The sequence below is a fragment of the Aneurinibacillus sp. XH2 genome, assembly GCF_001439585.2.
GTDB classification, from domain to species: domain Bacteria; phylum Bacillota; class Bacilli; order Aneurinibacillales; family Aneurinibacillaceae; genus Aneurinibacillus; species Aneurinibacillus thermoaerophilus.
Genome location: NZ_CP014140.1, coordinates 1,700,614 through 1,713,703, shown reverse-complemented (window position 1 = coordinate 1,713,703; position 13,090 = coordinate 1,700,614). Strand labels below are relative to the sequence as shown.

Annotated in this window: 12 protein-coding genes; 2 read left to right on the top strand and 10 right to left on the bottom strand. The window is 42.3% G+C overall.

Translation table 11 applies throughout. The features are described from left to right. Positions 1-157: 157 nt before the first annotated feature. From ACH33_RS08495 to ACH33_RS08460, 8 genes are all read right to left on the bottom strand, one after another. Positions 158-556, bottom strand: a complete 399-nt coding sequence (locus ACH33_RS08495; protein WP_082706175.1) for a DUF5367 family protein — start codon at positions 554-556, stop codon at positions 158-160. A gap of 91 nt (positions 557-647) precedes the next feature. Continuing rightward, entirely contained in the window at positions 648-1,235 is a 588-nt protein-coding gene (locus tag ACH33_RS08490) for a TetR/AcrR family transcriptional regulator (RefSeq protein ID WP_057898626.1), read from the bottom strand. 77 nt (positions 1,236-1,312) lie between these two features. Then, positions 1,313-2,290: a glutaminase gene (locus ACH33_RS08485; RefSeq protein ID WP_057898625.1), complete on the bottom strand. Its 978-nt coding sequence runs from the start codon at positions 2,288-2,290 to the stop codon at positions 1,313-1,315. Positions 2,291-2,661: 371 nt separating this feature from the next. Beyond that, entirely contained in the window at positions 2,662-3,045 is a 384-nt protein-coding gene (locus ACH33_RS08480) for a FixH family protein (RefSeq protein WP_057898624.1), read from the bottom strand. Between the two features lie 221 nt (positions 3,046-3,266). After that, positions 3,267-4,256, bottom strand: a complete 990-nt coding sequence (locus ACH33_RS08475) for a ketoacyl-ACP synthase III (protein ID WP_412674785.1) — start codon at positions 4,254-4,256, stop codon at positions 3,267-3,269. Between the two features lie 173 nt (positions 4,257-4,429). Next, positions 4,430-5,077, bottom strand: coding sequence for a hypothetical protein (locus tag ACH33_RS08470; protein ID WP_139184910.1), 648 nt, complete (start codon positions 5,075-5,077; stop codon positions 4,430-4,432). A 284-nt stretch (positions 5,078-5,361) separates the two neighbouring features. Next, positions 5,362-6,720, bottom strand: a complete 1,359-nt coding sequence (locus ACH33_RS08465) for an aspartate aminotransferase family protein (RefSeq protein ID WP_057898621.1) — start codon at positions 6,718-6,720, stop codon at positions 5,362-5,364. Between the two features lie 16 nt (positions 6,721-6,736). Next, the gene (locus ACH33_RS08460) at positions 6,737-8,206 is read right to left on the bottom strand and encodes a CoA-acylating methylmalonate-semialdehyde dehydrogenase (protein ID WP_057898620.1); all 1,470 of its coding nucleotides are present in this window, start codon (positions 8,204-8,206) and stop codon (positions 6,737-6,739) included. Between the two features lie 170 nt (positions 8,207-8,376). On the opposite strand from ACH33_RS08460, the gene ACH33_RS08455 reads away from it, so the two are divergent. Further along, positions 8,377-10,092, top strand: a complete 1,716-nt coding sequence (locus ACH33_RS08455; RefSeq protein ID WP_057898619.1) for a PucR family transcriptional regulator — start codon at positions 8,377-8,379, stop codon at positions 10,090-10,092. Between the two features lie 38 nt (positions 10,093-10,130). Here ACH33_RS08455 and ACH33_RS08450 read toward each other — a convergent pair whose 3' ends face one another. Next, positions 10,131-10,565, bottom strand: coding sequence for a DUF2935 domain-containing protein (locus ACH33_RS08450; RefSeq protein WP_057898618.1), 435 nt, complete (start codon positions 10,563-10,565; stop codon positions 10,131-10,133). A 280-nt stretch (positions 10,566-10,845) separates the two neighbouring features. Here ACH33_RS08450 and ACH33_RS19190 point away from each other — a divergent pair, with 280 nt between their 5' ends. Next, complete coding sequence (locus tag ACH33_RS19190; protein ID WP_156424024.1) at positions 10,846-11,055, top strand: hypothetical protein; 210 nt, start codon at positions 10,846-10,848, stop codon at positions 11,053-11,055. A gap of 279 nt (positions 11,056-11,334) precedes the next feature. Here the strand turns inward: ACH33_RS19190 and ACH33_RS08440 are convergent, their stop codons facing one another. Then, the gene (locus tag ACH33_RS08440) at positions 11,335-13,041 is read right to left on the bottom strand and encodes a globin-coupled sensor protein (RefSeq protein WP_057898616.1); all 1,707 of its coding nucleotides are present in this window, start codon (positions 13,039-13,041) and stop codon (positions 11,335-11,337) included. Positions 13,042-13,090: the final 49 nt, after the last annotated feature.

The window sequence follows — 13,090 nt, the reverse complement described above, 5'->3', positions numbered from 1 at the left end:
CAGCCCCCAGTTTCCGTGTAATTAAAGAAAGTGGCGTCAATTTTCCCCTCTTCTATAACTAACATTAGTTGCCTGCCTGAAATGTCGAAACGTTAAGCACCTATATCGTTTAAAGATTTTAAGAAGAGCAGAAATAATAACATTTAGTTTCTCTATTCTACTCCTTCTTATTTGATAATCCCAGTGGAATGATCAGATACATAGCATAGGCACATACCATCCAGATCGTGAACGCAATGACTTGATCTTCTGAAAGTTTTGGAAAAACAATCGAATGATTCCATACTGAAAAAGTGTCAATAAACAAACCGATCGCAGAACCCCAAATTCCAAGTTTAATACTTGCATACGGTGATTTGTCAAGTTTTTTATAAATAAGTAACACAACATATAAAACAATAGCTGTCGCAGCTTCTAGAAGTAAGAAAGTTCCCAAAAAGTTATCTTTACTAGGATCCACTAGGACTAAGTCTCCAAAAAGTACAAAGAACATCGTTGCACCTAACCAAACAAGAAAAGAAAAAAGAAATGTAAGACCTAATTTGTGTGTAAACATGTTCATCCTCTTTGCCCTTCCTTTATTTAAAAGACACTATCGTATAAAGTTATTTTCACCCAGGTAATTTAACAAGATAAGAGCAACTAAATCAATGCTTTTGCGTCTTTTCTGTTAGTTTCAGCAGAATAACTTCCAATTCCTTGTAGACCTCTTCAGATGAAAAGTTAGATGAAATTAAAGATTGTAATGCAAGACCATCAACTAATGCGTTCAATAAAATCCCCCAAGTTTTTAAAGATACTCCTTCAATAGGAGAACAACTCCATATATTAGAGAGTTGATCTGTTAAAAACGCATTTTCATCGTCCAAAAGTTGACTCAATTGATTTTTTATCATTTCATTCTGGAATCCAAATACAATTAACGTTAAAAATAACTGATGGTAACAGGAATCTTCCTTTGTTCGTGATTGGGCAGAAATGAGTCCTTCTTTAATCTTTTCAATTGCTGGCTTCGGATCGGTTTTTAAATTGGCCCATGAAGTGTAGCAAACATCTCGAACGACTTCAAAAATAAGCTGTTCTTTTGTACGAAAGTGATAATATACGGTTCCCTGTGTCACATTTGCTTTTTCTGCTACCGCTTTTAACGTCAGCTTTTCTATTCCATGCTCCACAATACATCTCTTAGCCGAATCAATTAACGTTCCTTTCGAAGTGACATTTGGTCTGGCCATTTCCTTCTCTCCTCTTAGTTAGTTAAATAACTAATTTATATAAATGACTGTAATATGAATAGTTTGGAATGTCAATATTAAAACACGCTCAACTCCCACTCTTTCGATATATGCTCAAGGAGCTTAACGCCTGCGACGCTGTTGCCGGCCTTATCGATCGCCGGACCGTAGATGCCGATGCCACAGCCGTTGTGAAACGGCGTAGCTTTGTGGATCCGCGATGGAACCGCCGTCATAATTCCACCAGAAACTCCGCTTTTGGAAGGGGCTCCTACAAAAGCAGCGAATTTTCCGGAAGCGTTGTACATGCCACACGTTAGCATAATCGCTTTTGTCAGACGGGCAAGTTCCGGATGAATCATCTGTTTCTCTTTCAACGGATGGTAGCCATCACAGGCAAGAATCAACCCGATGCGCGCCAAATCTTCGGTGGTCACTTCAATGGCGCATTGCCGTAAATATACGTACAGCGCCTCTTCCACTTCACATTCGAGGAATCCTTCAGCTTTTAGAAAGTGGGCAAGCGCAAAATTATAATGGGCGGTGTTCCACTCGGACATAAATACTGTTTCATCCACCTTGGGATGACGCCCTAACAACTTCGCAAGCAATTCTAACAAAGAATCAAACTTTTCTTCTTTTGTCGTTCCCGGAAGCAAAGATGCGATCGTAATAGCGCCCGCATTAATCATCGGATTAAACGGTTTGCTGGGCTTTTTTAATTCCAAGCGCATAATCGAATTGTACGGGTCTCCTGTCGGCTCTACATCAACCCGTTCCAGAGCGTAGGAAACTCCTTTATCGAGACAAACGGCCATAAAACTGATAACTTTCGAGATGCTTTGCATGGTAAACGTAACATCCGCTTCACCTGCCTTGATTACTTCTCCGTTATGACCAATAATGCAAATGCCGAGCTGGCTCTGGTTGACATGCTGAAGCGCGGGAATATACGACGCGCATGCGCCTTCAAGGGTATACTTACGGTACTGTCGAACCCAACAACGAAGCTGTTCGGCGCACTTGTCTTCCGTTTGGAAGCGATTATCATCCATAAATTTTTCCCTCTTCCCGTTCTCAAAAATCTGCTATGCCAATACATAAACATATTCTTTCCAAAATTGATGCAACTAACCCGCATTTCTACTACACATATCGATCGTATCTTCACAAATCCAGGCGCTTTTTTATTGTTTTTTGTCGTTTATTGCGCATAGAGAGTAGAATTTGACGAGCGATTCTTGTTTCATCTCCCTTGTTATCAGGATAAAATAATCAGTGAAAACCTCGTAGGATACCTCTTTTAAATCCCCGGTTATCCTTCCTTGCTCGGTGCGCCTCTTAGCACCCTCTTTTTTTTCAAAAATAAAAAGCGGAACGTATTTTCCGCTTTCTCTCGTTGCGCCTTGTATACAGGAACGCTGTCTTATTCAATGGTCACCGTTTGCGTGGACGGCATAGCAAGACCGCGGGCGTTCACAAGCACAGATACCTTATATTTTCCTTTTTCTTTAAAAACTTTCTCAATGCCGTACCGCCCTTCTCCAAGATGTTTACCCTGTATCCGCTCGCCAGTCTTCTGCCCGACCTTTCCTATTTCAAATTCGACGCTGGAAGCATCGTCCACTTTTTCTTTGCCCTGGGTGACTTCAACATAAATCGTAACCGTTTCGCCCGCTTTGCTAGATTCTGGTTTGATCACGAACTTCCCTTCTAACGGCATTTCGTGCGTGTCGGTTTCCCCAGTGCAGGCAGCAAGCGCAAGTATAAAACAAAGCAATAACCCGGCTATAAACTTCCATCTTCTCAAGCGGTCTCTCTCCCTTTCCGACAATTGATAAAAAAGTCTGGAGTGTTTCGGTTTCGTCTTTATTTTAGCACAACCAGGCTGTTCATCGGCCTTTCTTCGCGCTTATTCCGCGCCGAAGAAAATTGATTAGTCTATCGGAAACTCATGTTTATGTGGGAGCCGGTTAGCGCATCCGTTCCTGCATTCTGATTGATAGGATGAACATTTAAGGACTAAGACATTTATAGCGTCCAATTTATCAATAGACCCGCCTGCACAAGTCCTCCTCCGAATCCGTAGAGCATAACCTTATCTCCCGTATGTAGTTTCCCTTCTTTTTCCCCTTTGTCCAATGCCAGCGGAATGCTAGCGGATGATGTATTCCCATAATATTCTAGACTCCACAACGTCTTTGCCAGCGGAAAACCGCTGCGCTGGCAAATCGACTCAATCATGCGTAAGTTCGCGCTGTGTGGGACAAACCAGTCCACGTCCTCCAATTGGTATCCACTTTTTTCTATCAAACACCGCATTTCCAAAGGCACACTGGTAACGGCCCATTTATACACCTCTCGCCCGTTTTGGACAATGCAGCCGTTGCTTTTCAATTCTTGCCCTTCCATTTTCTGAGACAGTCCGGTTCGGTACAGGTACAGGCCACCTTCTCCGTTAGAAGTCATATGCGAAGCCAAAAAACCTGGATTCGTTTCGTCATATTCTACCAATACAGCGCCTGCTCCATCCCCGAACAGAATGCAAGTAGTACGGTCGCTGTAATCCACTGTTTTGGACATTGTTTCCGCACCAATAACCAGCACTTTTTTGTTTACGCCTGACGTTATCAGAGCGTTCGCCATCTGCAACGCATACACAAAGCCCGCACACGCCGCATTTAAATCAATTGCCCCTGCATTCTCTATTCCTAACCGAGCCTGCACTTGGCTGGCAACACTCGGAAAACCATAATCTGGCGTCGTCGTGGCAACTAAGATACAATCTACATCTCGTACGGACTTTTCATATCTTTGTATTAAATCTTTTACGGCCGCCACGCATAAATCTGTAGTAAACTCCTGCGGCCCAGCAATGCGCCGTTCCCGGATGCCGGTTCGGCTGAAAATCCATTCATGGCTCGTATCAACCATTTTTTCAAAATCAAAATTCGTAAGTACGCGCTCCGGAACATAAGTTCCAATAGCTGTAAGCTTGGCCTTAGATAAGAAACTCTGCATATCCATTCCCTCCTAAGATTTATAATACAACATTATAACACTAGCTATTAATATCAGGTGCTAATTTTTAAAGAAAAAGCCCCATGAAAAATATCGTAAAGAAAACTCCTTAAAACTATAGAATAACCAATAAAACGCTCCTTGAGACGATCATCTCAAAGAGCGTTTTATTTTTACCAGCTGCCGTTCACCGATGATATCACTGATTCCTCCGGCGCACCGACTGCTTTGCCGGATGCATTCCGCATCAACCGGTCGTAGTGCTTTTCCATGCTTTCAGCCTGTGCAAAAGCCGCTTTGATTGTCGTCAAATCCCCCGATTCGATGCCTTTCCGCATTAAAATTGCAAATCTCTCATACTGACGTATCATTTCCAAATAAGAATCATACAGCCTATTCAACTGCGGGTGCGGTTTCGGAATAGACATAGCTTTCTTTACTGCAGCCTCGTAAGCGTTAAGCTTCTCACCAAGTCCTTTGCTCCAATCTTCTAGCTTAAATTCACTTTGCATACTCCCCTGTAAGTCGGCACTAGTTATAATCAAATCATTCATGTATTCCGCAGCCTGCAACCCAAAATCCGCAGCATTTTGCGCAGACACCGTCAGCAGGGGCTCTGACATATCGAACGTGCCTTGAATTGCAGCATCTTCTCCTTGCGTCATTTGGGCATCAGGCACGTTGCTTGATACTTCTGCAGACATATTCCTAAAATCATGTTCGGAAAAATAAGTGCATGCCGACATAGATAGAGCAAAAACAAGCGCAACAACGAGACTGGTCAAAAAGTTTCGGATCAAGTTATCCCACCTCGTTTTCATATATATTTTTTTCAAGTTCAAACCATACCTTGTCTTCTGTACTTTCTTCGCTATCAAGAGGGCTCCATCATGTTGTCGATGATCTAACCGCTACAAAAAAGCGAAAGGACGCGCAGAAATAAAGAGTGGGATTTCTTTATCTTAAATCTTTTGTAATCCATATTTTTATTTTACATAATAAAAATATGGTAAATTAAAAACCAATCCCCGAATCAGACTGCTTTCCGCCTAATTCGGGGATTCATTCTTACGAAAAATCAATTTCCATTTTTCACATCTTACCGCTATAAGTGTTTTTTCAACACGCGCTTCAATGTGCTCACAATAAATGCTACATCTTCGTCTGTAACGGATAGTGGTGGGGAGAGGACAATTACATTATTAAAGCCCGCTACAGTATCGCCGTTTCTGCCAACGATCAGACCATTCGCTTTACAATCCGCGATAATCTGGCCTACTTTCGCCGGTGCGGCAGGCTCTTTCGTTTTCTTATCTTCTACCAGTTCAATGCCAAGCAGAAATCCAAAGCCGCGAATATCCCCGACCAAGGGATGATTCTCCATTTCCTTCATTTCTTCCTGCAAACGTTCACCGAGTACACGTGCACGTTCGATTAAATTTTCCTGCTCCATAATCTCCAGGTTTTTCAAAGCGAGCGCGCAAGCCGCCGGATTGCCGCCAAACGTATTAACATGACGCAGATAACCGTATTCGTCCGATGCTTTGAACACCTCATAAATATCCCTGCGAACCGCCGTCGCAGAAAGCGGAAGGTAACCGCTTGTCAAGCCTTTGGCCATTGTCACAATGTCCGGTTGTACACCAAAATGCATATGACCGAATTTCTTGCCTGTACGCCCGAATCCACAAATCACCTCATCAATAATTAGCAGCACACCGTATTTATTGCAAATCTCCTGCACTTTTTCCATGTAAACCGGATGCGGAACGATAATACCGCCACCTGTAATCGCGGGCTCCATAATCACGGCGGCCACTGTTTCCTTGCCTTCCCAAATTATCGTTTCTTCAATCGCTTGGGCGCATTGGATATTAAATTCTTCTATACTTTGCCCAGCAGGGCGACGGTAACTATCCGGGGGACGAACGTGAATGAAACCGGGTGCCAGGGGTTCATACTTATATTTCCGCACTGCCTGGCCCGTCGCCGCCAGAGCACCCATGGAGTTTCCGTGGTAAGCACGGTAGCGGGAAATAAACTTGTAGCGGCTCGGCTCGCCGTTTTGCTCATGATATTGTCTCGCAATTTTAAAGGCTATCTCGTTCGCTTCAGAACCGCTGTTAGAGAAAAAAATAACATATTCTCCTTCGAGCCATTCATTTAGTTTTTCAGCCAGTTGAATGGCGGGAAGATGGCTTTGTGTGAGCGGAAAATACGGCATCGCTTTTAATTGCTCATACGCTGCTTCCGCCAGCTCTTCCCTTCCATATCCGACATTCACGCACCATAATCCGGCCATTCCATCCAGATAACGGTTTCCATTGATATCCGTGATCCATGCCCCCTTCGCTTCTACAGCTACCGTAGGAGGAACCTTTTCATTATAAGGCGTGATATGGTGCCACAAATATTTTCGGTCGCTGGCAATTACATCCTCAACTTTGTTTTGCAACATAGACATATTTTCACCTCCTCAGTTAAAACGAATAGCGCGCGGTGACCATCTTTTTACGAGTATAGAATTCAACCCCATCGCGGCCGTTGGCATGAAGATCTCCATAGAACGAATTCTTATAACCTGAGAATGGGAAGAAAGCCATCGGCGCGGGCACTCCGAGATTGATGCCAATCATGCCCGGATCGATTTCATCACGGAGCTGACGTACCGCTTTCGCGCTGTTCGTATAAAGACATACACCATTGGCAAATTTAGACTTATTGGTAAGCTCAATCGCCTCATCCAAATCTTTTACGCGGACAACGGAAAGAACAGGGGCAAAAATCTCGTCTTTCCAGATGGACATCTCCGTTGTTACGTTATCAAAAATTGTAGGACCTATAAAATAGCCTTGACCATTTACCGCTGCATCTTTTCTTCCGTCACGGACAAGCAATGCGCCTTCCTTTTCGCCCGCTTCGATATAACCGATCGTGCGCGCTTTATGCGAATCGCGAATAACAGGTCCTAAGAAAACGCCTTTTTCAAGCCCGTTTCCAATCTTGATTTTATCCGCTTCCTCTTTCAGGCGGCTTACGAGTTCATCCGCGATCTCTCCGACAGCCACTACGACAGAGCAAGCCATGCACCGTTCACCGGCGGAACCGAAAGCGGCGCTGATGATATTTTTGGCGGCATAATCCAAATCAGCATCCGGCATAACGATCGAATGGTTCTTTGCGCCGGCAAGAGCCTGCACACGTTTTAAATTCGCGGCTGCTGTTTTATATACATATTCCGCTACAGGCTGTGAGCCGACAAACGATACTGCTTGAATGTCCGGGTGTTCCAAAATACCGTTTACCACATCATGCGCTCCATGCACAATATTTAACACTCCATCCGGAAGCCCGGCTTCCATAAGCAGTTCGGCAAGACGGTTCGCCAAAAGCGGCGTACGCTCCGACGGCTTTAGCACAAACGTATTTCCGCAAGCAATCGCCAGCGGGAACATCCAGCACGGAACCATCATCGGGAAATTAAACGGTGTAATACCGCCTACAACCCCGAGTGGATAACGGTACATACCGGACTCGATCCCAGCGGCAATATCAGGAAGCTGGGTGCCCATCATCAGCGTAGGAGCTCCCGCCGCAAACTCCACGCATTCAATGCCACGCTGCACTTCGCCATACGCTTCCTCGTAGCTTTTGCCATTCTCAATCGTAATGAGACGAGCCAATTCCTGCCAATGTTCAACAAGGAGCTGCTGATACTTGAAGAGAATCCGGGCGCGGCGCGGCACCGGTGTTTTCTTCCATGTTTTAAACGCTTCCTTCGCCGCTTGTACCGCTCTGTCTAAATCTTCCCGTGAGGATATCGGAACATAAGCAATAATTTCGCCTGTTGCTGGGTTAGGTACTTCCTCGTAACGAGAAGTAGCAGCTTCCACCCATTTACCACCTACAAAATTTTTCAATGTCATTACTTTATCTTTTGCAATTGTCATAAAACACACCCCCATTATTCTTACATCTGTTTACATGCTGTAGCGTTTCTTTCACTATAGCAAAGCTTATGAAACGCTTACACTAGACAAAATGTCAAAAATAATACCATTTATTTTAAACTTATAATAACATTAAAAATAAAAAATGAATGGAATGGGGATGAATCGCAGTGCATTCTGAATTTATACTCACAGTAAACGATGTATTAAAGCGCCCCCTATTTCAAGAAGCACGCATCATTGCCGGAAAACACGGGTTGCATCGCCGTATCCGCTGGGTTCATATTCTTGAAACCTCTCATTTTGACACCCTAATTCACGGAGAAGAAATGATTCTGGCAACCGGCATTGGTTTTCAATCGGATGGACAACGTTTCGCATCCTATCTGCAAAAATTAATAGACGCGAACGTCTCCTGCTTATGTTTAGAAATCGGGCAATACGTAGAGTCCGTTCCTGACGAGATGATTAAGCTTGCCAACAAGCATAACTTTCCGCTGATTATCTTTCTGAAAACGGTCCGCTTTGTGGATATCACGCAGGATTTGCACCCGTTAATCATTAATCGCCATTATCAAATGCTACAAAAGCTTGAAAGTGTTTCAAGGGAATTTCACCGTCTATCCCTTACTTCTCAAGGTGCTTTGAATGTTTTAAAATTGCTGCACGACAGTACGAAAACGCAAATCGTTTACCTCCCAACCCAAGGAAAGCCGGTTTTTATACCCACCTTGGAGCCGATTGCCCAAAATGATTGGCTGACTTTTCTTTATGGACATTTGCAAAAATTATGCCAGCATCCTTTCAATCTATCTTCTTATCGTTTAAAAAAGGAAGACAAAACCATGCTTCTACAGCCTGTAGGTGCCATGGGACAAGTCTGGGCATTAATCGCGATGGCGAGCAAACAAGAGCCGAGCGAATATCATGATTTGTTATTGGATTCGGCCTCTCTTTCTATCGCCCAGGATTTATTACGAAAGCGTTATATGGAAGAGCGAAAACTCCATGCCGAAAATTTGTGGGTGAATGATTTATTGCACAATCGACTCAACGAGGAAGAGCATATCAAAACACTTATTGGCCCGGATTACAACAAACTCAACAAAATGAACTACTGGGTTTGCTTATTTGAAATTGAGCACATTCCCAATGAGAAGGAAAGCATTTCAGAGGAATCGCTTGAATCGATAGGGTTCCATCTTTCTTTGCTATTGCGTTCCGCTTTTGAACAGCATGCCTTTCGTCCATTCATCACTCTTAAAAATAACCAGCTTGTAGTCATGGCCCTTGATTTGACATCATTCGGGCAATCAAAGAAAAAACTCCAAACCAAAGAAAGACTACAACAAGTATTAGACTATATCAAAGAGGCAAACGCAAACCAAAAAATCGGCCATTTTCATCTGCGCATCGGAGTCGGACAATCTTATCGCCAGTTTAAAAATGCGCATCTCAGTTACCAGGAAGCAACGCAGGCGCTTTTGCTGTACCCTTATTATCAAAAGCCGCTAATTTTTTATGATGAACTGGGCGTGTTTCAGTTGCTTATTCATCTTCAGGAAGGTAATATTCTTGAATCATTTGTGCATCGTTACCTCGGCCCATTAATTGAAGAAGATCGGCTTAAAGGAAGCGATCTCCTTTACACGTTGAAGGTATATCTAGAAAACAACGGCTCAAAAAAGCTTGCGTCCGAAAAACTTTATATCGTTAGACAGTCTCTCTATTATCGACTAGAAAAAATCAAAGAACTGCTTGGACAAGATTTTATGTCTCCAGAAAACCAGTTGGCGCTCCAATTGGCGCTGCGCGCATATAAGTTGCTATACCCGGATAATCAGGCGATATCACAACATAGTCGCCACATGAAGAAAAGGAACTGAATGCTTAAAACGTCAGTTCCTTCATCCCTTTTGTTCTCCTACGTATACGCATAATGGCCCAGCAATGCTTCCGCGATTCCAATAAAGTATTCGGACTCGCGACGAATATGATTCAAAACCGTGATTGCAGTCGGGTTATTTTTTAATGCACTACTTTCCGTTCCCAGTTGATTTAATAACTGAACAAACTGATGGCTCTGTCCGAGCGCACAGCATACGAGCTGCATGATTTCATTGTATACCATCGAATCTACACGATGACCTAATCTAACGACTCGTTCAATATATCTGACAAAAGCGGCTTGCGTTTGTGAAAAAGCCTGTTCCCAACCCTGGAGCGCCTGAACAAAAACGGGCTCCAGATTCGGTACCAAAGCGCGAATCACCTGTGTATGTTCTGCTTCCTGTAGTTTCCAAAATTCGCCTTCATCCAGAATCCGGAGCGGCATTTTTTCTCCATAATAAAATTGCATCGTGTCAACTCCTCCTGTATGAAAATGTGGCCCTGATTAACATATGTAGGCAAAACAGAAATGGTGAATATCTTCTCCAGAACGCACCCCGAATAGCCATCATCCTACACAAAAATCTTGAAAAATATGGATATCTGCATTCCTCCTCATTATTTTCTGTTCCATATAAAAAAATAAAGGTAGCCATAAATTTCGCAGGACAAATGAAGGAGGTACACAATGGCTGATACATGTTATTATTGCGGTCATGATATGCAAAATGCCCATTGCGTTACTTTTTATGATTCCAATACTGAACGCAATGAACTTCTGTGTGACGAATGTTATGCCGAATGGCTGGAATCCACAAAAGGTTGACGCTTCTCACAATCTAATGTTAGAAATTTCACAGTGCTGGATGATCAATTTTTTGCACGGAAGCATCAAGCAAAACATACAAACGGACTGCCTGATCGGACAGTCCGTTATCCTATCGTTTGAAAAAAAATGAAGCTTATATATACCAAATAGTAACAAATATGAATTCCGTTGTTTTTACTCTATAAAAAATAAATGTCATAACCAGGAGGTCTACAAATGCCAAAAGGTGGGGCTTTAACATAATCATCGACACCCCATGCTTAACCTTGAGAAATATGGAGCGACCAGGTGAAAATCCCCCATACGCTAATGCCAACTAACATGAACAAAAGAAATAAGTCTCTATATGTATGTACCGTTTCACACCAAAGAGGCTGGCTCATAACTTTTGAGACAGCTCTACTTGCTTTTATTCTAACGACTTTAACAAATCATCAATGTACGATAACACTTCCTCAGAGGCTTTAGAAAGTAAGCGCAAATGGTTTTCGGCTTGAAGAATATTTCCATTCTTATACGATTCCGCAGCTAATCGTGCCTGTTCATGTACCTGTTGATGTGGAACATCTAATAAATTAAAACTTTTATAACTCTCCAATCTTTCACGGGTCGTAGCATCAAAATACCATTTACCCAGTCTACAAACCTTATGAGAAGACACATCTTCCGGACGTACTATCTCATATCCAAGAATCATATTGTAAATACGCCATTTCCATAAAATATGGTCTGTCTTTGCTAGCTGTAATAATGCCCTGGTAGACAACTTAATATTATTATGGAACACTTCTGTTCGTAATAACTCTGTCATTTTACTAAGTTCATATACAGTTTTCCCTGTATCCTTTCCTAACTCTTCAATCTCTTCTGCGAGCTTGCTAATGGATACCATGCGTTGCGAAATTTCATCTACAGAAGCTGCTTGTTGTTGGGAAATCGCTGCCGTATGGCTGGTTGCCTCATTAATTTGCTGAATATCTTCCGTAATTTCCGTTAAAATAGGAAGAGCCAATTCAGCCTCATCAACTCCTTTTTTAATCGATTCAGCAGTTATCGCGACAGTATTCGATACATCTGAAGAAAACACTTTTAAATTTTCTACACTCACATGAACCTGATGTAAGGAATCAACCGTACTTTCTGCAAGTTTTCGTACCTCATCGGCCACTACCGCAAATCCACGTCCATACTCCCCTGCTCGGGCTGCTTCAATCGAAGCATTTAATGCAAGTAAATTGGTCTGATCGGCAATCCCTCGAATAATTTCAACAACATTGACGATAGAAGAAACATGATTTTGTAGGGAAGAAAATTTATCGACAATGCTTTCAAATGTTTCTCCTGTATGCACAATATCGTTAAGTGCCTTTTCAATTACCTGTTTTCCTTCTGTCGCTTTCGATACGGCCGTTTTGGTTTTTTCTGCTACAGATGCAGCATTATTTGCAACTTCTATAATTGAAGCCTTCATTTCTTCCGTTGCCGCAGTGACAGTTTGTATATCCGAATTTTGCAAATCAAGCTGCCTCACTAGCTCTTTAATTTGCATAACTTCGGAATTTTTATCCATCAATCGTGCAATTCCTTCGGCTACCTGTTCAATAATCTTTTCTGTATACACCTCAATTAATACTTGATGTTCGATATTAATAGCACGCTGCAAAGCTTCTGCTAATTGCAAATATGTTGATGGCAAAATTGTTTTTTTAGAGAATAAAGACATTTGCAAAAAGAAATGTAGTTGATTGAAAGCCACAATTAGCTTTCCTATATTATAACGTCTTATCCGCAGTTCATTAAAAAAAGGAATAATTTTATCTACGTACTCTTTATCCCTTTTTTCGTTAAAGAAAATATAGAGGTATCGTTTGATTTCCTCGCTATGAATCTCCTGTTCCCCTTCTTCCTTCAACTCGATAAGATATTTATGAAAAAGATCAGCGGCTTCTGAGATTGATTCCTGTACTATTTCCCTCACTTGAAACAGAGTATTTTCATCTTCTTCTGTAAAATGATTGTAGGCAAGTGTATCTTTAAATCTTCCCTTAAACTCGATGTTAGTTCCTCTTTCTATAAGTTTCAGCGCAGAAATTTGAGGGCGGATATGTTTAAACATAAAATTCCTCCTTTATACTGTTAACCTACACGAAACATTTTAGCAAGGA

Bases quoted from the DNA above. Each gene is read 5' to 3' on its own strand.
- ACH33_RS08495 (WP_082706175.1), bottom strand. From the start codon at position 556: ATGTTTACACACAAATTAGGTCTTACATTTCTTTTTTCTTTTCTTGTT.
- ACH33_RS08465 (WP_057898621.1), bottom strand. From the start codon at position 6,720: ATGTCTATGTTGCAAAACAAAGTTGAGGATGTAATTGCCAGCGACCGA.
- ACH33_RS08490 (WP_057898626.1), bottom strand. From the start codon at position 1,235: ATGGCCAGACCAAATGTCACTTCGAAAGGAACGTTAATTGATTCGGCT.
- ACH33_RS08450 (WP_057898618.1), bottom strand. From the start codon at position 10,565: ATGCAATTTTATTATGGAGAAAAAATGCCGCTCCGGATTCTGGATGAA.
- ACH33_RS19190 (WP_156424024.1), top strand. From the start codon at position 10,846: ATGATTCCAATACTGAACGCAATGAACTTCTGTGTGACGAATGTTATG.
- ACH33_RS08475 (WP_412674785.1), bottom strand. From the start codon at position 4,256: ATGCAGAGTTTCTTATCTAAGGCCAAGCTTACAGCTATTGGAACTTAT.
- ACH33_RS08485 (WP_057898625.1), bottom strand. From the start codon at position 2,290: ATGGATGATAATCGCTTCCAAACGGAAGACAAGTGCGCCGAACAGCTT.
- ACH33_RS08460 (WP_057898620.1), bottom strand. From the start codon at position 8,206: ATGACAATTGCAAAAGATAAAGTAATGACATTGAAAAATTTTGTAGGT.
- ACH33_RS08470 (WP_139184910.1), bottom strand. From the start codon at position 5,077: ATGAAAACGAGGTGGGATAACTTGATCCGAAACTTTTTGACCAGTCTC.
- ACH33_RS08440 (WP_057898616.1), bottom strand. From the start codon at position 13,041: ATGTTTAAACATATCCGCCCTCAAATTTCTGCGCTGAAACTTATAGAA.